This is a genomic window from Streptomyces sp. JH002 (assembly GCF_050916115.1).
GTDB classification, from domain to species: Bacteria; Actinomycetota; Actinomycetes; order Streptomycetales; family Streptomycetaceae; genus Streptomyces; species Streptomyces xiamenensis.
The window spans coordinates 3,914,969-3,940,668 of the sequence record NZ_CP087989.1 but is presented as its reverse complement, the minus strand read 5'-3'; the positions used below and the strand labels follow the sequence as shown (position 1 = coordinate 3,940,668).

Sequence of the window (25,700 nt, the reverse complement as noted above, 5' to 3'; positions counted from 1 at the left end):
GGGTCAGCCGACCGAGGCGTTGTACTCGTCGATCTTGCGGGCCAGCTTCTCCGTGGCCGCCGTCAGGGCGTCGGCCGCGGGGGTGTCGGTGACCAGGGCCTCTTCCCAGGCTTCCTCGGCGGTCATCCGGGCCTCGGACATGACGCCCATCATGCAGCCGGCGGTGTTGATGTTGGTCTCGGAGTTGGCCAGCTGGTCGGCGGCCACCGAGAACTGCGGGAACTCGGCGGCCCGCTCGCTGGCCTCGGGGCCGTCGTAGCCCTCGGTGTTGACCGAGAGGTAGCCGGTGCCGGCGTGCCACACCGACTGCGACTGCGCGGTCAGCAGGAACTGCACGAACTCCCATGAGGCGCGGGTCTCGGCGTCCGAGTGGCCCTGGCCGTTGATCCACAGCGAGGCGCCGCCGATGATCGAGCCGGCCGGGTCATCGGCGTGGATGAGGGGGAAGTACCCGGCGCCCACCTCGAAGGAGGACTGCTCCAGGAAGCCGCCCATGGCGCCGGTGGACTCCAGGGTCATCGCCGCGCGGCCGGAGGTGAAGGAGGACTGCGCGTCGTCCAGGTTGCGCCCGAGCGGCGCGGCGAGGCCGTCGTCGATCATGCCCTGCCACCACTCGACGAGCTCCACGACGTTCGGGTCGTCGAAGAGCACCTCCTCGGCGCGGCCCTCGCGGCCGTTGCCGTTGTCGCAGTACGGCACGGCGGCGCGGGCCATGAACTGCTCGATGAACCAGCCGTAGACGGCGGCGCCGAAGCCGTACCGCTCCACCTGGCCGCCGGGGCCCTTGACGGTCAGCGCCTCGGCGTATTCGCGGATCTCGGCGAGGTCCTTCGGCGGCTGCTCCGGGTTAAGGCCCGCCTCCTCGAAGGCGTCCTTGTTGATGTACATGAGCGGGGTGGAGTTGTTGAACGGGAAGGACCGCAGCTGCCCGTCCACCGTGAAGTAGTTGAGCAGCGCGCCCTCGATCGGGCCCGTGTCGTAGCTGTCCTTGTCGACGAACGACTGGGCGGGCACCGTCTGACCGGAATCGATCATGAACTGGGTGCCCAGGTCGAATATCTGCACGATGTTGGCGGTGTTGCCCTGCTGGATCGCCGCCCGGTGCTGCGCCAGCGTGGTGTCGTAGTCGCCCTGGAAGGAGCCGGTGACCTTGATCTCGCCCTGGTGCTCCGCGTTGAACGCGTCGATCAGCCCGTTCAGCACCTGACCGTTGGTGCTGTCCATGCTGTGCCAGAACTCCACCTGCACCGGGCCGTCCTGGCCCTCCAGCGCCTCGGGCCCGGGCGCCTCCAGGGAGCCGCCGGCCCCCGCGTCGTCACTGCCGCAGGAGGTGATGCCCAGACACAGCGCCGCGGCGCCGGCCACCAGCGCCGTACGGGTACGGGTTCTTCTCATGATCCGTCCAGTTCCCATCATCACTTGACTGCGCCCGCGGTGAGTCCGCGAACGATGAAGCGCTGCCCGAAGAGCACCAGCGCCAGGGTGGGGAGCACCGACAGGGCGGCGCCGGCCAGCCAGAGTCCGGGGTTCGCGGACTCGGCGTTGCGCAAGGAGTTGAGGCCGATCTGAAGCGTCTGCATCTCGGTGGTGCGCGTCATGATCAGCGGCCAGAAGTACATGTTCCAGGAGGTGATGAACACGTAGACGCCCACCGCGCTGAGGGTGGGCTTGGACAGCGGCAGCAGCACCGTCCAGATGAAGCGCAGATGCCCCATGCCGTCCACCCGGGCCGCGTCCCGCAGCTCGGTGGGGAACTGCCGGAAGCTCTGCCGCAGCAGGAAGGTGCCGAAGGCGTACGCCAGGAACGGCAGCACCAGACCCGCGAAGGTGTTGTGCAGGCCCCAGTCCGAGAGCGTCAGATAGTTGGGGATGATCGTCGACTCGGACGGCACCATCAGCGTGGACAGGAACAGCGCGAACACCACGGCGCTGAACCGGAAGCGCAGGAAGACGAACGCGTACGCCGCCAGCGCCGAGGTGACCAGTTGCGCCACCGTGATGATGCCGGCCATCAGCAGCGAGTTGCCGTACATCCGGGTCAGCGGCACGGCGTCCAGCACCCGCTGGATGTTCTCCAGGTGGAACCCGGTGGGCACCAGCTGGGGCGGGAAGGTCGCCAGTTCCCTGGGCTGCATGAACGTTCCGGCGAACACGTAGTACACCGGGAAGAGCACCGGGATCAGGGCCAGCAGCAGCACCGCGTACAGGGCGATCCGCCCCGCCACCACTCGCGCGCTCATGAGTAGTGCACCTTCCGCTCGATGACCCCGAACTGGAGCGCCGTGCAGCACAGCACCATCAGCAGCAGCACCAGCGCCTGTGCGCTCGCTCTCCCGAAATCGCTGGTGCCGTACGCGAAGGCGTACTGGTAGATCGAATAGACCAGGGTGGTCGTCGAGCCGACCGGGCCGCCCTGGGTGAGAATGTGGATCTGGCCGAAGCTCTGCAGCGCGTTGATCGTGGAGATCACCGCGAGGAAGAACAGCTGCGGCCCCAGCAGCGGCACCGTGATGTGCCAGGCCCGCCGGCCGCCGGTCGCACCGTCCAGCAGCGCGGCCTCGTTCACCTCGCGCGGAATGGAGCCGACCCCCGCGGCCAGCACCAGTACGCCGTATCCGAGGTTCATCCAGACCGTGGTGAGGCTGACCGAGATCAGCGACCACTCGGTGGAGTTGAGCCACTTCACCTGGCCCAGGCCCAGCTCGTACAGGATGCCGTTGAGCACCCCGGACGCCGGGTTGTAGAAGACGGCGAAGATGACCGAGGCGCTGGCCACCGAGAAGGCGAACGGCAGCGCGAAGGCGGAGCGGAAGAACCGCTGCCCCCTGATGCCGGACTCCAGCAGCAGCACCACCGCCAGGGCGCCGAGCACCCCGGGCACCACCACCAGCAAGGTGAACAGCAGCGTGGTGACGAGCACCTTGCCGAAGTCGGCGGTGAAGAGCTCGGCGAAGTGATCGAAGCCGACGAAGCGGGTGGGCCGGCCGATGATGTCGTTGCCGTGCATCGACAGATACACGGTGCGGCCCAGCGGATAGATCAGGAAGAGCGCGAAGACGACCAGCGAGGGCGCGAGAAAGCCCCAGGCCAGCAGCGTCTCCTTGCGGCGCTCGCGCAGCAGGGTGCGCGGCGGTCTGTCCCGGGGCGGGGCCCCGCCGGATCTGCCGTCCTTGGTGGTGGAGGAAGTGGACACGCGAGGCAGCGTGGTCCCGGAAGGTGACGCCATCAGCACCTCAGGAGTAACGGGAGTTCAATTCGTTCACTGGATCGGATGAAAGATGCCCGGGGGTCCGAGGATTAACTCGGACCCCCGGGCATCGGGGTGCCGGGCTTGTGGGGAAGTGCCCGGCTATCTGCGGAAAGTCAGGTACACGTCAGCAGAAGCGGAGTGCCCGCACGGCCGGCGGCCGGCTCAGTGCTGCTCCGCCTTCTCCGCGCCGGCCCCGGTCAGGGCCCGCACCTGAAGCCGGGCGAACTTCGCGTCGTCCCGCTCCTTGGAGAGCAACGTGCCGACGATCGCGCACAGCAGCCCCAGCGGAATCGACACCAGAGCCGGGTTCTCCAGCGGGAACCAGGCGAAGTCCACGCCCGTCGGCAACAGCGAGGTGCTCTCCCCGTTCGCGTCGACCTTCCCCGACACCACCGGCGAGAAGAACACCAGACCCACGGCGCCGATCAACCCGCCGTAGATGCCGGCCAGCGCGCCCGTCGTGTTGAACCGCTTCCAGAACAGGCTCAGCAGAATGGTCGGCAGATTGGCCGAGGCCGCGATGGCGAAGGCAAGACCCACCAGGAACGCCACGTTCAGGCTCTGCGCGAAGATCGCCAGCACCACGGAGATCACGCCGACGCCGACCGCCGCGTACCGCGCGACCCGCACCTCCTCCTTCTCGGTCGCTTTCCCGCGCCGCAGCACGCTGTTGTAGAAGTCGTGCGCCAGCGAGGACGAGGAGGCGATGGTCAGACCGGCCACCGTGGAGAGAATGGCGGCGAAGGCCGCCGCCGCGATCACCGCCAGCAGCACGGCACCCAGGAAGTCACCACCGAAGTGGAGGCCGACCGACTCCGCGAGTTGGGGCGCCGCCGCGTTGCCGGCCGCGTCCTGCCCGATGATCGCGTCGCGGCCCACCACGGCGGCCGCGCCGAACCCCAGGATCAGGGTGAACAGGTAGAAGGTGCCGATCAGCCCGATGCCCCAGTTGACGGACTTACGCGCCGCCTTGGAGTCCGGCACCGTGTAGAAGCGGATCAGTACGTGCGGCAGACCGGCCGTGCCCAGCACCAGCGCGAGGCCCAGGCTGATCAGGTCCAGCTTGTTGACCATGGTCTGCCAGGCGTCCCCGGCGACCTCCACCCCGTACCGCTGCCCGGGTTCCAGGAACGCGTCGCCGACCCCGCTCGCCTTGGCCGCGTCACTCATCAGCGCGCCCGGATTGAAGTCGTACATCGCCAGCACCAGCAGACACAGCAGCGCCGCACCGGACATCAGCACGACGGCCTGGATGATCTGCACGTAGGTGGTGCCCTTCATCCCGCCGAAGGTCACATAGGAGATCATCAGCAGGCCGACCGTCACAATGCCGACGATCTTGGCGGTGTCCGCGCTCATCCCCAGATAGGTCTCGCCCGGCGAGATCCCCAGCAGCAGCGCCACCAGGGCGCCGGCCCCGACCATCTGGGCCAGCAGATAGAAGATCGAGACCGTGAGGGTGGAGACCGAGGCGGCGGTCCGTACCGGGCGCTGCCGCATCCGGTACGACAGGACGTCCGCCATCGTGAACCGGCCGGAGTTCCGCAGCAGTTCGGCCACCAGCAGCAGGGCCACCAGCCACGCCACCAGGAAGCCGATGGAGTAGAGAAAACCGTCGTAGCCGAACAGCGCGATCATGCCGGCGATGCCGAGGAAGGAGGCGGCCGACATGTAGTCGCTGCCGATCGCCAGACCGTTCTGCAATCCGGTGAACGACCGTCCACCTGAGTGGAAGTCGGCCGCCGATCTCGTGTACTTGCGGGCCCACACGGTGACCCAGAGAGTGGCGGCGGTCATCACGGTGAAAAGAATGATGGTGATGATCCGGCCCTCGGCCGACGCCTCATTGGCAAGGGTGATCATGAGCGGCCCTCCCCGTCCAGTTCCGCACGCAGCTCGTCCGCCAGCGGATCGAGCCGGCGATTGGCGTACCGGGAATAGAGAACGGCGATGGTGAAGGTCATCACGAACTGGAGCAGTGCGAAGACCAGCGCCACATTGAGGCTGCCGATCACCTTGGTGGACATCACGCCACGCGCGTAGCCGGTCATCAGGACATAGAGCAGGTACCAGGTGAAGAACGACAGGCTCGCCGGGACCACAAAGCGCAGCAACCGCCCGCGCAACTCCTGGAACCGGGGGTCGTCGTGCATCGCGGCCGAGCGGGTCTCCAGATCATCGCCCGGGGGCTCGCCTGCGTCGGGAACGGGTTGCGTCGTCGTCATCGACGGGCTCCTGTGGGTCGGTCGGGGGTAGAGCCCCGCAAATGTAAGGAGGGTCACACTCACCCCACAGCGACCCCGACCCGGCGACTCGGCGAACGGTCGAAATACGCGCCGAACGGCTTACCCGCACCACCCGTCGCACACACGACCGGGGCCCGTCCCCACCCACAGGTGGAAACGGGCCCCGGTACGGGAAAGAACTCAGGTCACTTGTTGATCTTGGTGACCTGGCCGGCGCCGACGGTCCGGCCACCCTCACGGATGGCGAACTTCAGGCCCTCCTCCATGGCGATCGGCTGAATCAGCTGAACGCTCATCTCGGTGTTGTCGCCCGGCATGACCATCTCGGTGCCCTCGGGGAGGGTCACCACACCGGTCACGTCGGTGGTACGGAAGTAGAACTGCGGACTGTAGTTGTTGAAGAACGGGGTGTGACGGCCACCCTCGTCCTTCGACAGGATGTACGCCGTCGCCTCGAACTCCGTGTGCGGGGTGACCGAGCCGGGCTTGATGATGACCTGGCCGCGCTCGACGTCCTCGCGCTTGACACCGCGGAGCAGCAGACCGACGTTCTCACCGGCCTGACCCTCGTCCAGCAGCTTCCGGAACATCTCGATGCCGGTGACCGTGGTGGTGGTCTTCTCGTCCTTGATGCCGATGATGTCGACGGTCTCGTTGACCTTCAGGACACCACGCTCGATACGGCCGGTGACGACCGTACCGCGACCGGTGATCGTGAAGACGTCCTCGATCGGCATCAGGAACGGCTTGTCCACGTCACGCTCGGGCTGCGGGATGGCCTCGTCGACGGCCTTCATCAGCTCGAGAACGGACTTGCCCCACTCGGCGTCGCCCTCCAGCGCCTTCAGCGCGGAGACCTTGACGACCGGGGTGTCGTCGCCCGGGAACTCGTACTCGGTGAGCAGCTCGCGGACCTCGAGCTCGACGAGCTCCAGGATCTCCTCGTCGTCCACCATGTCGGCCTTGTTCAGGGCGACAACGATGTAGGGCACACCAACCTGGCGGGCCAGGAGCACGTGCTCCTTGGTCTGCGGCATCGGGCCGTCGGTGGCGGCCACGACCAGGATCGCGCCGTCCATCTGGGCGGCACCGGTGATCATGTTCTTGATGTAGTCGGCGTGACCCGGGCAGTCGACGTGAGCGTAGTGGCGGCTCTCCGTCTGGTACTCGACGTGCGCGATGGAGATGGTGATACCGCGCTGACGCTCCTCGGGAGCCTTGTCGATCTGGTCGAAGGCCGAGGCCTCGTTCAGGTCGGGGTACGCGTCGTGCAGCACCTTGGTGATCGCCGCGGTAAGAGTGGTCTTACCGTGGTCGATGTGACCGATGGTGCCGATGTTGACGTGCGGCTTAGTCCGCTCGAACTTCGCCTTCGCCACGGGGTCCTCCTGTGGACTGATGCTGTACGCCCCCGCGTTCTGCGGAGGTTCCAGGTGGTCGTACCGAACCGGCGGGGACCCCTAGGGGGATGCCCTGGACCGGTTCGCTTAAAGGGCAGACACAGGGGCGAAATCGCCCCTATGCCGTTTTGCTCCAGCTTAAGGGTTACTCGCCCTTGGCCTTCGCGATGATCTCCTCGGCGACGTTCCGCGGAACCTCACCGTAGGAATCGAACTGCATGCTGTAGCTCGCGCGACCCGAGGTCTTGCTCCGCAGGTCGCCGACGTACCCGAACATCTCCGACAGCGGGACCAGGGCCTTGACGACCTTGGCACCACTACGGTCCTCCATGGCCTGGATCTGGCCACGGCGGGAGTTCAGGTCGCCGATCACATCGCCCATGTAGTCCTCGGGCGTGGTGACCTCGACGGCCATGAGGGGCTCCAGCAGGACGGGACCTGCCATCCGCGCGGCTTCCTTGAACGCCTGGATACCGGCGGTCTTGAAGGCCATCTCGGAGGAGTCCACGTCGTGGTACGCACCGTCGAGCAGGATCATCTTGACGCCCGTCAGCGGGTAGCCGGCGAGAACGCCGAACTGCATCGCTTCCTGGGCGCCCGCGTCCACCGAGGGGATGTACTCCTTGGGGATGCGGCCACCGGTGACCTTGTTCTCGAACTCGTAGCCGTCGCCCTCAAGCGGCTCCAGAGAGATCTGGACCTTGGCGAACTGGCCGGAGCCACCGGTCTGCTTCTTGTGCGTGTAGTCGTGCTTCGCGACGATCTTCCGCAGGGTCTCCCGGTAGGCGACCTGCGGCTTGCCGACGTTGGCCTCGACCTTGAACTCGCGACGCATCCGGTCGACCAGCACATCGAGGTGGAGCTCGCCCATCCCCTTGATGATGGTCTGCCCGGTGTCCTCGTTGGTGGCGACCTGGAAGGACGGGTCCTCCTCGGCCAGCCGCTGGATGGCGACACCCAGCTTCTCCTGGTCACCCTTGGTCTTGGGCTCGATCGCGACCTCGATGACCGGGGCCGGGAAGTCCATCGACTCCAGGATGACCTGGTGGGTGGCGTCCGACAGCGTCTCACCGGTGGTGGTCTGCTTCAGACCCATCACCGCGACGATGTCGCCGGCGCCCACCCGCTCGATCTCCTCACGCTTGTTGGCGTGCATGCGGTAGATCTTGCCGATGCGCTCCTTGCGGCCCTTCACCGAGTTCAGCACCTGCGTGCCGGCGGTGAGGACACCGGAGTACACCCGGATGAAGGTGAGCTTCCCGAGGTGCGGGTCGCTGGCGATCTTGAACGCCAGGGCGGCCAGCGGCTCGTCCTCCGAAGGCTTCCGGACGACGACCTCTTCGGGGTCCTTCGGGGAGTGACCCTCGACGCCCTCGACGTCCAGCGGCGTGGGCAGGTAACGCACCACGGCGTCCAGGAGGGGCTGCACGCCCTTGTTCTTGAACGCGGTACCGCAGAACACCGGGGTGACGGTGGTCGTCTCGCCACCGGTGGAGGCCAGGGTGATGCGACGGATGGCGGCGTACAGCTGCTCCTCGGTGGGCTCAGTGCCCTCCAGGTACAGCTCCATGGCCTCCTCGTCGTTCTCCGCGACGGCCTCGATGAGCTTGGCGCGGTACTCCTCCGCCTGCTCCGCGAGGTCGGCCGGGATGTCGACGGTGTCGTACATCTCGCCCAGCTTGGTCTCCTCGGACCACACCAGGGCCTTGTTGCGGACCAGGTCGATGACGCCCTGGAAGCCCGCCTCGGCCCCGATGGGGAGCTGCATGACCAGCGGAACGGCGCCGAGCCGCTCCTCGATCATGTCGACGCAGCGGAAGAAGTCCGCGCCGGTGCGGTCGAGCTTGTTGACGAAGCAGATCCGCGGCACGCCGTAGCGGTCCGCCTGACGCCACACGGTCTCGGACTGGGGCTCCACACCCGCGACACCATCGAAGACCGTGACCGCGCCGTCGAGCACGCGCAGCGAACGCTCCACCTCGATCGTGAAGTCGACGTGACCCGGGGTGTCGATGATGTTGATGGTGTGGTCGACGCCTTCGAGCGGCCAGTGACAGGTGGTCGCGGCAGACGTGATCGTGATGCCGCGTTCCTGCTCCTGCGCCATCCAGTCCATGGTGGCGGCACCGTCGTGAACTTCGCCGATCTTGTAGCTCACACCGGTGTAGTACAGGATGCGCTCGGTGGTCGTCGTCTTGCCCGCGTCGATGTGAGCCATGATCCCGATGTTGCGGACCGTGGTCAGGTCAAGTGAAGTGGTAGCCATAAGGCTTCAGTTCTCTCGGTCTCGATGGGGTAGCGACTACCAGCGGTAGTGCGCGAAGGCCTTGTTGGACTCGGCCATCTTGTGGGTGTCCTCGCGCTTCTTGACGGACGCGCCGAGGCCGTTGGAGGCGTCGAGCAGTTCGTTCATCAGGCGCTCGGTCATGGTCTTCTCGCGGCGAGCCCGCGAGTAACCGACCAGCCAGCGCAGCGCGAGGGTGGAGGAACGGCCGGGGCGAACCTCGACCGGCACCTGGTAGGTGGCGCCACCGACACGGCGGGAGCGGACCTCGAGGGTCGGCTTCACGTTCTCCAGAGCGCGCTTCAGGGTGATGACCGGGTCGTTGCCGGACTTCTCCCGCAGACCCTCCATGGCGCCGTAGACGATGCGCTCGGCGGTGGAGCGCTTGCCGTTCAGCAGCACCTTGTTGATCAGCGAGGTCACCAGAGGAGAACCGTAGACCGGGTCGACGTGGACCGGGCGCTTCGGGGCAGGGCCCTTACGAGGCATTGCTTACTTCTCCTTCTTGGCGCCGTAGCGGCTGCGGGCCTGCTTGCGGTTCCGCACGCCCTGCGTGTCGAGAGAACCGCGGATGATCTTGTAACGGACACCCGGCAGGTCCTTCACACGGCCACCGCGCACCAGCACGATGGAGTGCTCCTGAAGGTTGTGGTTCTCACCCGGGATGTAGGCCGTGACCTCGATCCCACTGCTGAGCTTCACACGGGCCACCTTGCGCAGCGCCGAGTTCGGCTTCTTCGGGGTGGTGGTGAACACACGCGTGCAGACGCCACGGCGCTGGGGAGACCCATTCAGCGCGGGCGTCTTGTTCTTCTCGACCTTGTCCTGCCGGCCCTTCCGGACCAGCTGCTGGATCGTTGGCACCATTTCTCCAGTTCTGTGTGCCGACTGTGAAGCTAACCCGGAACACGGCGACCGACCCACGCGGTCGGGCGTGTCGAAGACTGCATGAACCCCCGACGGCATCGGGAAGAGAACGCAGATCCCGGAGTTCCAGCTGACGCCTCACAAAAAGAGCGCAGGGAACACCCCAGGCACAAGAACCGAGCGTACCTACCCCACGGCCAACGGTCAAAACAACTATCTCCGGCCCCCGCCACCCCGGGCAACCGCTGTGAGGTACCGCACACTTACTCCATGGACACCAGTACGGAGCCGGCCAGACCGATACCCGAGGACACCGCGCCCGTCCCCGGGAAACGCCGCCGCTGGCCACGCGTCATCCTCGCCGTTCTCGCCGCCCTCCTGCTCGCCGTCCTCGCCGGCGCCGGCTGGCTCTACCACCGCACCGACCAGGCGCTGTCCGGCATCGCCCGGATCCCGGACGCCCTGCCCACCCTGCCCGAGGAGGAACAGCCGGTACGCGCCCCCGAGGCCGCCGACGCCCAGGTCTATCTGCTGGTGGGCCTGGACGCCAAGGACACCCCCGCGTCCGGCGAGAGCCCCGACGGCACCCCCGTGTGGCAGGCCGGTGCCGCCCGCAGCGACACCATGATGCTGCTCCAGATCGCCGCCGACCGGAACTCCGCCTCCCTGGTCTCCCTCCCCCGCGACACCTGGACCGAGGTCCCGGGCCACGGCGAGGCCAAGCTGAACGCCGCCTACTCCTGGGGCGGCCCCTCCCTCATGGTGGAGACCGTCCAGAACCTCACCGGCATCCGCGTCGACCACCTCGCCGTCATCGACTGGACCGGCTTCCGGGCCCTCACCGACGCCGTCGGCGGCGTCACTCTCGACGGCGAACGGCTGGACGGCGAAGCCGCCCTGGAGTACGTGCGCGAACGGAAGTCGCTCCCCGAGGGCGACCTCGACCGCACCCGCCGTCAGCAGAACTTCCTGCGCGCCCTGCTCTCCCAGACCCTGTCCGCCGGCACCCTCACCGACCCCGGCCGGCTCACCGCGCTGCTGGACACCCTCGGCGACGTGATCAGCGTCGACGACCAGCTCTCCAACGGCGACCTGCGCGACCTCGCCTGGGAGCTGCGCTCGGTCCGGGCCTCCGACATCGCCTTCATGAACGCGCCGGTCGCCGGCACCGGCACGGCCGGCGGCCAGTCCGTGGTCTTCCTGGACGAGGAGGCCGCGGCCCCCCCTGTGGCAGGCGATGCGCGAGGACACGATGGCCGCCTTCCTCGCCACCGACCGGGCCCCGGACACCCTGGGCGAGACCGTGCGCTGAGCACCCCGCGAACGCCGCCGGGCGGCTCCCCCGTGAAGGGGGAGCCGCCCGGCGGGACAGCGTACGACCGGATCAGCCCTGGTACGGACCGTAGTCGTAGTCCTCCAGCGGGACCGCCTGGCCGGAGCCCGTGCCGAAGGGGGAGTAGTCGATGTCGTCGTAGCCGACAGCCGAGTACATCGCCGCCTTCGCCTCCTCGGTCGGCTCCACCCGGATGTTGCGGTAACGGGCCAGACCCGTACCGGCCGGGATGAGCTTACCGATGATCACGTTCTCCTTGAGGCCGATCAGGGAGTCCGACTTGGCGTTGATCGCCGCGTCGGTGAGCACCCGGGTCGTCTCCTGGAAGGACGCCGCCGACAGCCACGACTCGGTGGCCAGCGACGCCTTGGTGATACCCATCAGCTGCGGACGGCCGGAGGCCGGCTGACCGCCCTCGGACACCACGCGGCGGTTCTCGCCCTCGAACTTCGAGCGCTCGACCAGCTCACCGGGCAGCAGCTCCGCGTCGCCCGACTCGATGATCGTCACCCGGCGCAGCATCTGCCGGACGATGATCTCGATGTGCTTGTCGTGGATGGCCACACCCTGCGAGTTGTAGACCTTCTGGACCTCGCCGACCAGGTAGATCTGGACAGCGCGCTGGCCCAGGATCCGCAGCACCTCGTGCGGGTTGGCGGCACCCACGGTCAGCGGCTGGCCGACGACGACGTGGTCGCCCTCGGTGACCAGCAGCCGGGCACGCTTGGAGACCGGGTAGGAGGTCTCCTCGGTGCCGTCGTCCGGGGTGACGATGACCTTCTTGGTCTTCTCGGTCTCATCGATCCGCACCCGGCCGGCCGACTCGGAGATCGGCGCGACACCCTTGGGCTGCCGGGCCTCGAAGAGCTCGACCACACGGGGCAGACCCTGGGTGATGTCCTCACCGGCCACACCACCGGTGTGGAAGGTCCGCATCGTCAGCTGGGTACCGGGCTCACCGATGGACTGGGCGGCGATGATGCCGACCGCCTCACCGATGTCCACCAGCTTGCCGGTGGCCAGCGAACGCCCGTAGCACATGGCGCAGGTGCCGACCGCCGACTCACAGGTGAGCACGGAGCGGGTCTTGACGGTCTGCACACCGTGCCGCACGAGCTCGTCGATGAGCACGTCGCCCAGGTCGGTGCCGGCCGGGGCCAGCACCTTGCCGTCGACGACGATCTCCTCGGCGAGGCAGCGCGCGTACACGCTGGACTCGACGTTGTCGGCCTTGCGCAGCACACCGTCGGCACCCTTGGCCGCGATGTCCAGCTTGAGGCCGCGCTCGGTGCCGCAGTCCTCCTCGCGGATGATGACGTCCTGCGAGACGTCCACCAGACGACGGGTGAGGTACCCGGAGTCGGCGGTACGCAGGGCGGTGTCGGCCAGACCCTTACGGGCACCGTGGGTGGAGATGAAGTACTCCAGCACGGTCAGGCCCTCGCGGAAGGACGCCTTGATCGGACGCGGGATGGTCTCGTTCTTCGCGTTGGACACCAGACCACGCATACCCGCGATCTGACGCATCTGCATCATGTTTCCGCGGGCCCCGGAGTCCACCATCATGAAGATGGGGTTGGTCTTCGGGAAGTTGTCGTTCATGGTCTCGGCGACCTCGTTGGTCGCCTTGGTCCAGATCGCGATGAGCTCCTGCGTGCGCTCGTCCTTGGTGATCAGACCGCGCTCGTACTGCTTCTGGACCTTCTCGTCCTGCGCCTCGTAGTTCTCGAGGATCTGCTTCTTGGCCTCGGGAACGACGATGTCGGAGACCGCGACGGTGACACCGGACCGGGTGGCCCAGAAGTAACCGGCGGACTTGAGGTTGTCCAGGGTGGCGGCGACGACGACCTTGGGGTAGCGCTCGGCCAGGTCGTTCACGATCTGGGAGAGCTGCTTCTTGCCCACCGAGCCGTCGACGAACGGGTAGTCCTCGGGCAGCAGCTCGTTGAAGAGCGCACGACCCAGGGTCGTCCGCATCCGGAAGCTGTCACCCTGCTGCCACTCGCCCTCGCCCTCGGCCGGAACCGGCGGGGTCCAGCCCCGGGGCGGCACCGAGCCGATCGGGAAGCGGATGTCGATCTTCGCCTGGAGCGAGAGCTCCCCGGAGTCGAACGCCATGATCGCTTCGGCGGTGGAGGAGAAGGACCGGCCCTCGCCGCGCACCTCGCGCTCTTCCTCATCGGTGGTGAGGAAGAACAGGCCCAGCACCATGTCCTGGGTGGGCATGGTCACCGGCCGGCCGTCGGCCGGCTTGAGGATGTTGTTCGAGGACAGCATCAGGATGCGGGCCTCGGCCTGCGCCTCGGCCGACAGCGGCAGATGGACGGCCATCTGGTCACCGTCGAAGTCCGCGTTGAACGCGGTGCACACCAGCGGGTGGATCTGGATGGCCTTGCCCTCGACCAGCTGCGGCTCGAAGGCCTGGATGCCCAGACGGTGCAGGGTCGGGGCGCGGTTCAGCAGGACCGGGTGCTCGGCGATGACCTCTTCGAGGACGTCGTACACCACGGTGCGCTGGCGCTCGACCATGCGCTTGGCCGACTTGATGTTCTGCGCGTGGTTCAGGTCCACCAGGCGCTTCATCACGAACGGCTTGAAGAGCTCCAGCGCCATCGCCTTGGGCAGACCGCACTGGTGCAGCTTCAGCTGGGGGCCGACGACGATCACGGAACGGGCCGAGTAGTCGACGCGCTTGCCCAGCAGGTTCTGACGGAAGCGGCCCTGCTTGCCCTTGAGCATGTCGGACAGCGACTTCAGCGGGCGGTTGCCCGGGCCGGTGACCGGCCGGCCGCGGCGGCCGTTGTCGAACAGCGCGTCGACGGCCTCCTGCAGCATCCGCTTCTCGTTGTTCACGATGATCTCGGGGGCACCGAGGTCGAGAAGACGCTTGAGGCGGTTGTTGCGGTTGATGACACGGCGGTACAGGTCGTTCAGGTCGGAGGTCGCGAAGCGGCCACCGTCCAGCTGCACCATCGGACGCAGGTCCGGCGGGATCACCGGGACGCAGTCCAGGACCATGCCCTTGGGGCTGTTGGAGGTCTGCAGGAACGCGGAGACGACCTTGAGCCGCTTGAGGGCGCGGGTCTTCTTCTGGCCCTTGCCGGTGCGGATGATCTCCCGCAGCCGGGCGGCCTCCTCGTTGAGGTCGAAGGTCTCCAGGCGCTTCTGCAGCGCCGCGGCGCCCATCGAGCCGTCGAAGTAGGTGCCGAAGCGGTCGCGCAGCTCACGGTAGAGGAGCTCGTCGCCCTCCAGGTCCTGGACCTTGAGGTTCTTGAAGCGGTTCCACACCTCGTCCAGGCGGTCGATCTCCCGCTGGGCGCGGTCGCGCAGCTGCTTCATCTCGCGCTCGGCGCCTTCGCGCACCTTGCGGCGGACGTCCGCCTTGGCGCCCTCGGCCTCCAGTTCCGCGAGGTCGGTCTCCTGCTTCTTGGCGCGGGCCTCCAGGTCGGAGTCACGCCGCTGCTCGATCTGCTGGCGCTCGACGGAGACGTGGGCCTCCAGCGAGGACAGATCGCGGGTGCGGCGCTCCTCGTCCACGTACGTGATCATGTACGCGGCGAAGTAGATGACCTTCTCCAGGTCCTTCGGCGCCAGGTCCAGCAGGTAGCCGAGCCGCGAGGGCACGCCCTTGAAGTACCAGATGTGCGTGACGGGAGCGGCCAGCTCAATGTGGCCCATCCGCTCACGGCGCACCTTGGCGCGGGTCACCTCGACGCCGCAGCGCTCACAGATGATGCCCTTGAAGCGGACGCGCTTGTACTTGCCGCAGTAGCACTCCCAGTCCCGGGTGGGGCCGAAGATCTTCTCGCAGAAGAGTCCGTCCTTTTCGGGCTTGAGCGTGCGGTAGTTGATGGTCTCCGGCTTCTTTACCTCGCCGTGTGACCACTGACGGATGTCGTCAGCGGTGGCCAGGCCGATCCGCAGTTCGTCGAAGAAGTTGACGTCGAGCACTCTCGTCAATCCCTCTCAGTGTCGTGAGTCAATGGTCTGTCGGGGTCCGGGTGGGGGGACCGGAAGGGGCACACGTGGTGCGGCCCTTCCGGTCGGGCCCGTCAGACCTCTTCGACGCTGCTCGGCTCGCGCCGGGACAGGTCGATGCCAAGCTCCTCCGCCGCGCGGAAGACGTCCTCATCGGTGTCACGCATCTCGATGGACATACCGTCCGAGGACAGCACCTCCACATTGAGGCAGAGCGACTGCATTTCCTTGATGAGCACCTTGAAGGACTCGGGAATGCCGGGCTCGGGGATGTTCTCGCCCTTGACGATGGCCTCGTAGACCTTCACGCGGCCGGTCACGTCGTCGGACTTGATCGTCAGCAGCTCCTGCAGGGCGTAGGCGGCGCCGTACGCCTCCAGGGCCCACACCTCCATCTCACCGAAGCGCTGGCCACCGAACTGGGCCTTACCGCCGAGCGGCTGCTGGGTGATCATGGAGTACGGACCGGTCGAGCGCGCGTGCAGCTTGTCGTCGACCAGGTGGTGGAGCTTGAGGATGTACATGTAGCCGACCGAGATCGGGTCCGGGAACGGCTCGCCGGAGCGGCCGTCGAACATCCGGGCCTTGCCGGTGGGCAGCACCAGGCGGTCACCGTCGCGGTTGGGGATGGTGGACTCGAAGAGCCCGGCCATCTCGTCCTCGCGGGCACCGTCGAACACCGGGGTGGCGACGTTGGTACCGGGGGCGACCTCGTCGGCGCCGATGGCGGCCAGACGCTGCTTCCACTCCTCCTCGGTGCCCTCGACCTTCCAGCCCTGCGAGGCGAGCCACCCGAGGTGGATCTCCAGCACCTGGCCGGGGTTCATCCGGGAGGGGACACCCAGCGGGTTGAGGATGATGTCGACCGGGGTGCCGTCCTCCAGGAAGGGCATGTCCTCCACGGGGAGGATCTTGGAGATGACACCCTTGTTGCCGTGCCGGCCGGCCAGCTTGTCGCCGTCGGTGATCTTGCGCTTCTGCGCGACGTACACCCGCACCAGCTGGTTGACGCCCGGGGGCAGCTCGTCGCCCTCGTCGCGGTCGAAGACGCGCACCCCGATGACCTTGCCGGTCTCGCCGTGCGGCACCTTCAGCGAGGTGTCACGCACCTCGCGGGCCTTCTCACCGAAGATCGCGCGCAGCAGGCGCTCCTCGGGGGTCAGCTCGGTCTCACCCTTCGGGGTGACCTTGCCGACCAGGATGTCGCCGGCCTCGACCTCGGCACCGATGCGGATGATGCCGCGGTCGTCCAGGTCGGCCAGGACCTCTTCGGAGACGTTCGGGATGTCCCGGGTGATCTCCTCGGGGCCCAGCTTGGTGTCGCGGGCGTCGACCTCGTGCTCCTCGATGTGGATCGAGGAGAGGACGTCGTCCTGCACCAGACGCTGGGAGAGGATGATCGCGTCCTCGTAGTTGTAGCCCTCCCACGGCATGAACGCGACCAGCAGGTTCTTGCCGAGCGCCATCTCACCGCGCTCGGTGGACGGGCCGTCGGCGATGACCTGCCCGGCGATCACGCGGTCGTTCTCCTCGACCAGGACCTTCTGGTTGAAGGAGGTGCCCTGGTTGGAGCGGGAGAACTTGGCCAGCCGGTGGGTGACGTGGGTGCCGTCGTCGTTGGCGATCGAGACGTAGTCGGCGGAGACGTCGGAGACGACACCGTTCTGCTCGGCCTTGATGACGTCACCGGCGTCGGTGGCGCAGCGGTACTCCATGCCGGTGCCGACCAGCGGCGCCTCGGCGTTGATCAGGGGCACCGCCTGGCGCATCATGTTCGAGCCCATGAGCGCGCGGTTGGCGTCGTCGTGCTCGAGGAACGGGATCATGGCGGTCGCGACCGACACCATCTGGCGCGGCGAGACGTCCATGTAGTCGACCTCGGTGCCGGGGATGTAGTCGATCTCCCCGCCACGACGGCGCACCAGGACGCGGGCCTCGGCGAAGGTCAGCTCGTCGGTCAGCTTGGCGTTGGCCTGCGCGATGACGAAGCGGTCCTCCTCGTCGGCGGTCAGGTAGTCGACGTCGTCGGTGACGACACCGTCGACGACCTTGCGGTACGGAGTCTCCACGAAACCGAAGGCGTTGATCCGGCCGAACGCGGCCAGCGAGCCGATCAGACCGATGTTGGGGCCTTCGGGCGTCTCGATCGGGCACATGCGGCCGTAGTGCGAGGGGTGCACGTCACGGACTTCCAGACCGGCCCGCTCACGGCTCAGACCGCCGGGGCCCAGCGCGTTGAGGCGGCGCTTGTGGGTGAGCCCGGACAGGGGGTTGGTCTGGTCCATGAACTGCGACAGCTGGCTGGTGCCGAAGAACTCCTTGATGGAGGCGACGACCGGCCGGATGTTGATCAGGGTCTGCGGCGTGATGGCCTCGACGTCCTGCGTGGTCATGCGCTCGCGCACCACGCGCTCCATCCGGGCCAGACCGGTACGGATCTGGTTCTGGATGAGCTCGCCGACGTTGCGCAGACGGCGGTTGCCGAAGTGGTCGATGTCGTCGGTCTCGACGATGATCGTGCGGCCGGACTCCGTGGAGGTCTCGGTCTCACCGGCGTGCAGCCGGACCAGGTACTTGATCGTGGCGACGATGTCCTCGACCGTGAGGACGCCGGCGTCCAGCGGCTCGTCGCCGCCCAGCTTCTTGTTGATCTTGTACCGGCCGACCTTGGCCAGGTCGTACCGCTTCGGGTTGAAGTAGAGGTTCTCCAGCAGGGTCTGCGCGGCCTCGCGGGTCGGCGGCTCTCCCGGACGCAGCTTGCGGTAGATGTCCAGCAGCGCGTCGTCCTGGCCCTGGGTGTGGTCCTTCTCCAGGGTGGCCCGCATCGACTCGTAGTCGCCGAACTCCTCCAGGATCTGGTCCGAGGTCCAGCCCAGCGCCTTCAGCAGCACGGTCACGGACTGCTTGCGCTTGCGGTCGATGCGGACACCGACCATGTCGCGCTTGTCGATCTCCATCTCCAGCCAGGCACCCCGGGACGGGATGATCTTGGCGGAGAAGAGGTCCTTGTCGGAGGTCTTGTCGATGCTGCTGTCGAAGTACGCGCCGGGCGACCGGACGAGCTGGGTGACCACGACACGCTCGGTGCCGTTGATGCAGAAGGTTCCCTTGTCGGTCATGAGCGGGAAGTCGCCCATGAAGACCGTCTGGGACTTGATCTCGCCGGTCTCGTTGTTGGTGAACTCGGCGGTGACGAAGAGCGGCGCGGCGTACGTGAAGTCGCGCTCCTTGCACTCGTCGATGGAGTTCTTCGGCGGCTCGAACCGGTGATCACGGAAGGTCAGGGACATCGACCCGGAGAAGTCCTCGATCGGGGAGATCTCCTCGAAGATCTCCTCCAGACCGGACTTCCTGGGGACGTCCTGCCCACTCTCCAACGCGGCCTCGACGCGACCCTTCCAGGCGTCATTGCCGAGCAGCCAGTCAAAGCTCTCGGTTTGCAGCGCCAGGAGGTTCGGAACCTCAAGGGGTTCCTTGATCTTCGCAAAAGAGACACGCAGTGGTGCGGTGCTGGTGCCATGATTCGTACTAGTGGTCGAGGCATTGCGCGAGGCGGCCAAGAGGGGGTCCTTCCGAGGGCTCGGACTCTCTGCGCGCATACCCGCCCCCCTGGTGACGGGCAGGAGGCAGCTAGGCAGCGCAAAGGGTCAGTGTAGTCACAAGACCCACTGATGTCCAATGCCTGCGCCACCTCAACAAGGAGCCACCCTCGCTGTGCCCTCGTGTCCGCCTCCGGCTGCCTCGGTCGCCGGGTGCGGACCCGCCTGCCGCAACCTTTCCCGCTTCGCCAGCGATCCATGCCTCGAATCAGGGACCGATGTGCGACGCGACCTGAGAATCGCGTGCCGGAAGCAGTTCGTCAAGGCCCCCGAGGGGCCTGGCGACAGCCGAAGATCACCATACCTGCCGATCGCCCCAGGTGCCCAAGCCGTCACCACAACGCCGGAGGGCGACCACCCGACTGGGTGATCGCCCTCGGTTGAGTCGCATGGACTCAGGGTGACGTCATGAGGTCACAAGACCGGAACGTCAGGAGGTCACTTGACCTCGACGGAGGCGCCGGCGCCCTCGAGGGCCTCCTTGGCCTTCGCCGCGGCGTCCTTCGCGACCTTCTCGACGACGGCCTTCGGCGCGTTGTCGACGAGGTCCTTGGCCTCCTTCAGGCCCAGCGAGGTCAGCTCACGCACGACCTTGATGACCTGGATCTTCTTGTCGCCGGCACCGGTGAGGATGACGTCGAACTCGTCCTGCTCCTCGGCGGCCTCGGCGCCACCACCGGCACCACCGGGGGCGGCGACGGCGACGGCGGCCGGGGCGGCGGCCTTGACGTCGAACTTCTCCTCGAACGCCTTCACCAGCTCGGAGAGCTCGATCAGGGTCAGGTTCTCGAACTGCTCCAGCAGCTCTTCCTGGGTCAGCTTGGTCGCCATGGTGGGCGGTCCTTCCACTTAGTCGGCAGGTGCCGGAATGATGTTTCTCGGCGGGCGTTCACGGGCCCGCTGTGACCGAACGCCGCAGTTACTCGGCGGACTCGGCCTCGGCGGGAGCCGGCGTACCGGCACCGCCCTGCTCCGCCTTCTCGCGCAGCGCGTCCACGGTGCGGACGAACTCCGTGAGCGGGGCCTGGAAGGTCGCCGCGGCCTTGGCCATGGACGCCTTCATGTTGCCGGCCAGCTTGGCGAGCAGTACCTCGCGGGACTCAAGGTCCGCGAGCTTGTTGATCTCTTCGGCGCTCAGCGCGTTGCCGTCGAGCACACCGCCCTTGATGACCAGGGCGGGGTTGTTCTTGGCGAAGTCACGCAGACCCTTCGCCGCCTCCACCGGGTCACCGGTGACGAAGGCGACGGCGGTCGAGCCCGTGAGGTACTCGTCCAGCTCGGAGATCCCGACCTCGTTGGCCGCGATCTTGGTCAGCGTGTTCTTCGTCACGTGGTACTGAGTGTTCTCACCGAGAGAACGGCGCAGGTCCTTGAGCTGCGCCACGGTGAGACCGGTGTACGCGGTGACAACCGCCGCGTTGGAGTTCTCAAACTTCTGCTTGATCTCCGCGACGGCTTCGACCTTGTCGGGGCTCGCCATGAACCTCGGCCCTCCTTCCGGGATGTCGGACCGCTCGGAAGGGGCTGTACACAACAAACGCCCCGGCGCAGGCGCACGGGGCAGACATGAATCGCTTCGGTCTTCCACAGTCACCTGCGCAGGTCGCCCGCGATCAGCGGATCCTTCGGCCACCACACCCGAAGGGCACGGCGACAACCAGCGGTCTTTGGCTTCTGTGGAAGACTACGCGAACGTGCTCGGCTCAGGCAAATCGCCTTCCGGCAGGGGACGTCAGATGCCGGCGCCCATCATCTGCATCATCTCCAGGAAGTCGACGACCTCGTCGGCCGGCGGCGCCTCGGCGTTCACCTCGGTCCCGAAGTTGCTGTAGGTGGTCTCCTGCGCGAACGGGCCCATGTCGGTGTCGTACGACTGGCTGACCTTCACCGGGAAGTCGTCCTCGTTGACCCAGACGTCCAGCTCGTAGAACTCGGTGCCCTGTTCCGAGAGCAGGTCGAGCAGCGAGGCGCGCTCCTCCTCGCTCAGCCCCTCGAAGGTGCCCTGGAGCTCGAAGACGTCCTCCATGGCCAGCGTGCCGGCGTAGTGGTTGACGGTGGCGCCGTCCAGCTCCTCCTCGGCGACCCACTCGACGTCCTCGGATTCCAGCAGCATCGCCATCTGGTCGGCCGGGCTCTGCGCGCCCTGGTCCATGGTGGAGGACAGCACACTGCCCAGGGCGTCCTCGCCCGCCTCCTCCAGGAGACCGGCCAGGTCCATCGCCATCCAGGGACGGCCGTCCGTCTCCGTGGCGAACTCCTCGCCCAGGTTCATGTACATCACGCCGTCGACCCACACGACCTCGATCTCGCCGGGGCCGCCGGCCGCGGCGCCGAACTCCTCGTTGGTCATCACGGCGGTCATCTCCAGGCCGTCCGCCCAGGAGAGCGAGCCGCTCATGCTCGTCTCGGTGCCCGCCTGCTGCGTCACCGAGACCACATCGGCCGAGGTGATCTCCTCGGTGGACCGCGCGGCCGCCGTCAGCGCCTCGAACGCGCTGCGCGCGGAGGTGCCGGAGCCGGTGCTGTCGTCGCCGGAACCCTCGTTGCCCTTGGCGTCGGAGGTGCCGCTGTCGCTGCCACCACACGCCGCCGTGCCGACCAGCAGCACCGCCGTGGCCATCCCCAGCAGAGCCTTGCGAACGGGACGCATCTTCTCCCCCACAATCATGGAGCGTTGGAACTCAGTGCCCTTCCGACACTAACCGGTGGGCCTGTCGCACAAGAGGCCCGTCCCGGCTCTGTGACAGAGCTGGGACGGGCCTCGTGACCGCTGACGCGATCAGCCTTCCGCCGGAATCAGACGGCGGGCTCCTCGTCCAGGAGATTGCGGCTGCGGTTGGGGTCGACGGGAACGCCGGGGCCCATGGTGGTGGTGAAGGTCGCCTTCTTGATGTAGCGGCCCTTGGCGGCGGCCGGCTTCAGCCGGGTGACCTCTTCGAGGGCCGCCGCGTAGTTCTCCACCAGCTTGGTGTCGTCGAAGGACGCCTTGCCGATGATGAAGTGGAGGTTCGCGTGCTTGTCCACGCGGAACTCGATCTTGCCGCCCTTGATCTCGGTGACGGCCTTGGCGACATCCGGGGTGACGGTGCCGGTCTTGGGGTTCGGCATCAGACCACGCGGACCGAGCACCCGGCCCAGACGGCCGACCTTGCCCATCAGGTCCGGGGTCGCCACCACGGCGTCGAAGTCCAGGCGGCCCTTGGAGACCTCGTCGATCAGTTCGTCCGAGCCGACGATGTCGGCTCCGGCGGCCTCCGCGGCCGCGGCACGGTCACCGGTCGCGAAGACCAGGACCCGGGCGGTCTTGCCGGTGCCGTGCGGAAGGTTCACGGTGCCACGGACCATCTGGTCGGCCTTGCGGGGGTCGACACCCAGCCGCATGGCGACCTCGACGGTCGCGTCGAACTTCTGCGAAGAGGTCTCCTTGGCGAGACGGACGGCCTCCAGGGGCGCGTACAGGCGCTCCCGGTCGATCTTGGCGTCCGCGCCGCGGAAGTTCTTGCTGCGCTTCACTGCTGCTCCTCGAAATGCTTCTGCTGTGGAGTCGTGGTCCGGACCAGCGCCTGGCCCTGCCACGGTGGTACGGGGGCTCAGCCCTCGACGGTCACACCCATGGAACGGGCGGTACCCGCGATGATCTTGGACGCGGCGTCCAGGTCATTGGCGTTGAGGTCGGGCATCTTGGTGGTGGCGATCTCCCGCACCTGAGCCGCCGTGATCTTGGCGACCTTGGTCTTGTGGGGCTCGCCGGAGCCCTTCTCCACACCAGCGGCCTTGAGGATCATCTTCGCGGCCGGCGGAGTCTTGGTGATGAAGGTGAAGGAGCGGTCCTCGTAGACCGTGATCTCCACCGGGATCACCCAGCCACGCTGCGACTCGGTCGCCGCGTTGTAGGCCTTGCAGAACTCCATGATGTTCACGCCGTGCTGGCCCAGCGCGGGGCCCACCGGCGGAGCCGGGTTGGCGGCGCCGGCCTGGATCTGGAGCTTGATCAGCCCCGTGACCTTCTTCTTCTTGGGAGGCATGCTCTCTCCGGGTCATTGATTGAGAGGTTGTGGCCCCCGCCGGCGGACGGTCGCTGCCGATCGGTCCTGGCCGATCGAACCGGACATCATCCGTACGGAGGCATACCGCACCACGATATCGGGTACGGCCATGCCGCCAAAATCCGGCGGCGGGGAAACGGGGCGGGGCCGGGGTGCGACCCCGGCCCCGTGTTACCCCCGGGGGTTATTTGCCGCGGCCGGCGGTGACGTCCGCGTCCGCCGGCTCGCTGTCGTCCGCCTGCGCCGGAACACCGGCGGCGTCCCGGTCCTGCGCGGTGTTCAGGCCCTGCGCCTCCTGCTTCATGAGCTCGTCGACGTCCACCGAGTTGGGGTTGTCGAGCACGTACTTCAGCCGCTCACGGTCCAGGTCACCGGTCCAGCGGGCGATCGCCAGCGTGCCGATGCCGTTGCCCGTGAGGTTGGTCAGGGCACGGCCCTCGCTCATGAAGCGGTCGATGCCGACGATCAGCGCGATGCCCGCGACCGGGATCACCGAGTCGAACGCGGCCAGCGACGCGGCCAGCGTGACCAGACCGGCGCCGGAGACGCCCGCGGCACCGTTGGAGGAGATCAGCATGAAGACGAGCAGACCGATCTGGGTCCAGATGGACACGTCCACGCCGAAGGCCTGCGCGATGAACAGCGCGCCCATGGACATGTAGATCGCCGTGCCGTCGAGGTTGAAGGAGTAGCCGGTCGGGATGGTCATGCCCACCACGTGCTTGGGCGTACCGGCCGCCTCCAGCTTGGTCATCATGCGCGGCAGCACGGTCTCGGAGGAGGAGGTGCCCAGCACGATGAGCAGTTCGTCCTTGATGTAGCGGACGTACTTGATCAGGCTGAAGCCGGTCATCCTGCACACCACGCCCAGCACCAGCGTGATGAACAGCAGACAGGTCACCCAGAACGAGATCATGAACGAGGCGAGCGAGCCGAGGATCGAGCTGCCGTGCTGGCCGATGGTGAAGGCCATGCCGCCCATCGCGCCCAGCGGGGCGACCCACATGACCAGCTTGATGACGCCGAACATCGTCTTGGCGAAGGTGTCCAGACCGCGCACCATGCCCTCGGCGCGGGAGCCCAGCATGCTCAGCGCGATGGCGAACAGGATGGCCAGCAGCAGCACCTGGAGCAGCTGACCGTCGACGAAGGCGCTGGCGAACGAGGTCGGGACCAGGCTCAGGAGGAACCCGGAGAAGCCCGATTCGGTCGCGCCCGCGGACTCGATGGTCGCGTCGGCCGCCGAGGTGTCGAAGGAGGCGATGTCGTAGCCCAGACCGGAGCCCGGCTGCCAGATGTTGATCACCACGAGGCCGATGGCCAGGGCGAACACCGTGGTGATGTTGAAGTAGAGCACCGTCTTGAGGGCCAGACCACCGGCCTTGGCCAGGTTGCCCATGCCGGCGATTCCCACCACCACCGTGGCGAAGATGGTCGGGGCGATCACGACCTTCACCAGCTTGATGAAGAGGTCGGCCATCCACTTCATGTCGGCGCCCACCCCGGGCGCCGCGAGACCTATGCCGATGCCGATACTGATGCCTATCAGCACCCAGAAGTACAGATGCTGATAGATCCGCTTCTTCGGCTTCACCAGCTTCGGCGCCGGGGGCGAGGCGGCGGGGGAATTCGTCATGGGTCGTCCATCCCTGTGACTGTTAATGTGGATCGCATCACAGTGCGGGCGAGCAGGCGTCACAGCAACGCATCGGGAAAGAATTTGGGGTTGATCTGACATTGGGGTCGGGTCGTTCGCCGCTCGGGCTGTCCCGGCGCGCGCTGCTCACCGCCCCGCTGGGGCTGGCGGCCGCCGCGTGCGGCTCCTCACCCGACCTCGGCATCGGTGACCTCAAGCTGGCGACCGGCCCCGAGGGCGCCACCTACCGGGAATCCGGCGCGGCACTGGCCGCCCTGTGGAACGAGGCGCTGGACCGCGAGGCCGTGGAGATCGTCTTCACCGAGGCGTCCGTCGACAATCTGCGGCTGCTGCGCGGCGGCGAGGTGGACCTCGCCTACGGCAACGTGGACGTGCTGCGCCCGTACGACGGCGAGACCATGGCACTGCTGCGGATCTTCGACTCGGTGGTGCACCTGGTCACGCTGCGGGACAGCGGCATCCGTGCCCTGGCCGACCTGGCGGGGCGGCCGGTCGCCCTCGGGCTGCCGGGCTCGGGCACCCGCTTCACCGGGGGGCGGCTGATCGAGGCCGCCGGGGTGCCGGTCGAGGTCCGCGACCTGGGGCAGACCGCCGCAGCGCAGGCCCTGGTGGACGGCGAGGTGGACGCCGTGTTCTCGCTCACCGCGATGCCCACCCCCGCCATCTCCTGGCTGCTGGCGAACGCGCCGCCGGTGCACTTCGTCGATCTCGCGGCGGAGGCGGAGACCATGCGGTACGCGCACCCCGGTGAGTATCTGCCGGTGACGATCTCCGGCGCGGTCTATCCGGAGGTGGCCACCACGGCCACGCTGGCCGTGCCGACCCTGATCGCGGTGCGATCCGGCTTTCCCACCGAGGCCGCCCGGTTCTTCACCCGGACCGCCGTCGAGGGGGCGGCGGCGCTGGCCAGGACCCGGCCCGAGGCGTACCAGATCAACCCCCGTACGGCCGCCGCGACCGTGCCCATCACGCTGCACCCGGGCGCGGCCGCCTGGTTCCGGTCCGTCAAGCTGTAGTGGCTCCGGCGCGGAGCGGGGCGG

Annotated in this window: 18 protein-coding genes and 1 pseudogene; 2 read left to right on the top strand and 17 right to left on the bottom strand. The window is 67.4% G+C overall.

All coding sequences use genetic code 11. From position 1 onward, the window contains the following. Nucleotides 1-3 precede the first annotated feature (3 nt). The 9 genes from H7827_RS17950 to rpsL all read right to left on the bottom strand — a co-directional run bounded on the left by H7827_RS17950 (nucleotide 4) and on the right by rpsL (nucleotide 10,044). Entirely contained in the window at nucleotides 4-1,395 is a 1,392-nt protein-coding gene (locus tag H7827_RS17950) for an ABC transporter substrate-binding protein (RefSeq protein ID WP_432746496.1), read from the bottom strand. A 20-nt stretch (nucleotides 1,396-1,415) separates the two neighbouring features. Then, nucleotides 1,416-2,240, bottom strand: coding sequence for a carbohydrate ABC transporter permease (locus H7827_RS17945; protein WP_030736324.1), 825 nt, complete (start codon nucleotides 2,238-2,240; stop codon nucleotides 1,416-1,418). Continuing rightward, the gene (locus H7827_RS17940) at nucleotides 2,237-3,193 is read right to left on the bottom strand and encodes a carbohydrate ABC transporter permease (protein ID WP_386540319.1); all 957 of its coding nucleotides are present in this window, start codon (nucleotides 3,191-3,193) and stop codon (nucleotides 2,237-2,239) included. Before H7827_RS17940 ends, H7827_RS17945 begins: the two co-directional genes overlap by 4 nt. 219 nt (nucleotides 3,194-3,412) lie before the next feature. Then, on the bottom strand, nucleotides 3,413-5,113 hold the full coding sequence (locus H7827_RS17935; RefSeq protein WP_386540320.1) for a solute symporter family protein: 1,701 nt from the start codon (nucleotides 5,111-5,113) through the stop codon (nucleotides 3,413-3,415). After that, nucleotides 5,110-5,475: a DUF485 domain-containing protein gene (locus H7827_RS17930; RefSeq protein ID WP_200366516.1), complete on the bottom strand. Its 366-nt coding sequence runs from the start codon at nucleotides 5,473-5,475 to the stop codon at nucleotides 5,110-5,112. The genes H7827_RS17935 and H7827_RS17930 overlap by 4 nt, the downstream gene beginning before the upstream one ends. Nucleotides 5,476-5,681: 206 nt before the next feature. Next, nucleotides 5,682-6,875 (bottom strand): elongation factor Tu, encoded by a 1,194-nt coding sequence (gene tuf, locus H7827_RS17925; RefSeq protein WP_432746493.1) that lies wholly within the window; start codon nucleotides 6,873-6,875, stop codon nucleotides 5,682-5,684. A gap of 166 nt (nucleotides 6,876-7,041) precedes the next feature. Beyond that, nucleotides 7,042-9,162 carry an elongation factor G gene (fusA, locus tag H7827_RS17920; protein ID WP_200366515.1) on the bottom strand — a complete coding sequence of 707 codons (2,121 nt, stop codon included), beginning with the start codon at nucleotides 9,160-9,162 and terminating at the stop codon, nucleotides 7,042-7,044. A 36-nt stretch (nucleotides 9,163-9,198) separates the two neighbouring features. Next, the gene (rpsG, locus tag H7827_RS17915; RefSeq protein ID WP_030736338.1) at nucleotides 9,199-9,669 is read right to left on the bottom strand and encodes a 30S ribosomal protein S7; all 471 of its coding nucleotides are present in this window, start codon (nucleotides 9,667-9,669) and stop codon (nucleotides 9,199-9,201) included. A gap of 3 nt (nucleotides 9,670-9,672) precedes the next feature. After that, a complete protein-coding gene (gene rpsL, locus H7827_RS17910) occupies nucleotides 9,673-10,044 on the bottom strand; it encodes a 30S ribosomal protein S12 (protein ID WP_026047363.1) in 372 nt (123 codons plus the stop codon). A gap of 84 nt (nucleotides 10,045-10,128) precedes the next feature. On the opposite strand from rpsL, the pseudogene H7827_RS17905 reads away from it, so the two are divergent. Beyond that, nucleotides 10,129-10,980 (top strand): annotated as a pseudogene (locus H7827_RS17905) (LCP family protein); the annotation flags it as partial. Between the two features lie 451 nt (nucleotides 10,981-11,431). Here H7827_RS17905 and H7827_RS17900 read toward each other — a convergent pair. The 8 genes from H7827_RS17900 to dctA form a co-directional block, all read right to left on the bottom strand. Then, nucleotides 11,432-15,331 (bottom strand): DNA-directed RNA polymerase subunit beta', encoded by a 3,900-nt coding sequence (locus tag H7827_RS17900; RefSeq protein WP_432747998.1) that lies wholly within the window; start codon nucleotides 15,329-15,331, stop codon nucleotides 11,432-11,434. Between the two features lie 101 nt (nucleotides 15,332-15,432). Beyond that, complete coding sequence (gene rpoB, locus H7827_RS17895) at nucleotides 15,433-18,918, bottom strand: DNA-directed RNA polymerase subunit beta (RefSeq protein ID WP_386538740.1); 3,486 nt, start codon at nucleotides 18,916-18,918, stop codon at nucleotides 15,433-15,435. Between the two features lie 477 nt (nucleotides 18,919-19,395). Then, the gene (gene rplL, locus H7827_RS17890; protein WP_030736352.1) at nucleotides 19,396-19,788 is read right to left on the bottom strand and encodes a 50S ribosomal protein L7/L12; all 393 of its coding nucleotides are present in this window, start codon (nucleotides 19,786-19,788) and stop codon (nucleotides 19,396-19,398) included. 88 nt (nucleotides 19,789-19,876) lie between these two features. Continuing rightward, complete coding sequence (rplJ, locus tag H7827_RS17885) at nucleotides 19,877-20,437, bottom strand: 50S ribosomal protein L10 (RefSeq protein WP_030736354.1); 561 nt, start codon at nucleotides 20,435-20,437, stop codon at nucleotides 19,877-19,879. A 252-nt stretch (nucleotides 20,438-20,689) separates the two neighbouring features. After that, complete coding sequence (locus tag H7827_RS17880; RefSeq protein ID WP_432746489.1) at nucleotides 20,690-21,607, bottom strand: hypothetical protein; 918 nt, start codon at nucleotides 21,605-21,607, stop codon at nucleotides 20,690-20,692. Nucleotides 21,608-21,753: 146 nt separating this feature from the next. Further along, nucleotides 21,754-22,470 carry a 50S ribosomal protein L1 gene (gene rplA, locus H7827_RS17875; RefSeq protein ID WP_386538736.1) on the bottom strand — a complete coding sequence of 239 codons (717 nt, stop codon included), beginning with the start codon at nucleotides 22,468-22,470 and terminating at the stop codon, nucleotides 21,754-21,756. A 77-nt stretch (nucleotides 22,471-22,547) separates the two neighbouring features. Then, entirely contained in the window at nucleotides 22,548-22,982 is a 435-nt protein-coding gene (rplK, locus tag H7827_RS17870; RefSeq protein WP_030736361.1) for a 50S ribosomal protein L11, read from the bottom strand. Nucleotides 22,983-23,187: 205 nt separating this feature from the next. Beyond that, the gene (dctA, locus tag H7827_RS17865) at nucleotides 23,188-24,639 is read right to left on the bottom strand and encodes a C4-dicarboxylate transporter DctA (protein ID WP_432746486.1); all 1,452 of its coding nucleotides are present in this window, start codon (nucleotides 24,637-24,639) and stop codon (nucleotides 23,188-23,190) included. A 101-nt stretch (nucleotides 24,640-24,740) separates the two neighbouring features. Between dctA and H7827_RS17860 the strand changes: the two genes are divergently transcribed. Then, nucleotides 24,741-25,676: a TAXI family TRAP transporter solute-binding subunit gene (locus H7827_RS17860; RefSeq protein ID WP_432746484.1), complete on the top strand. Its 936-nt coding sequence runs from the start codon at nucleotides 24,741-24,743 to the stop codon at nucleotides 25,674-25,676. Nucleotides 25,677-25,700 lie beyond the last annotated feature (24 nt).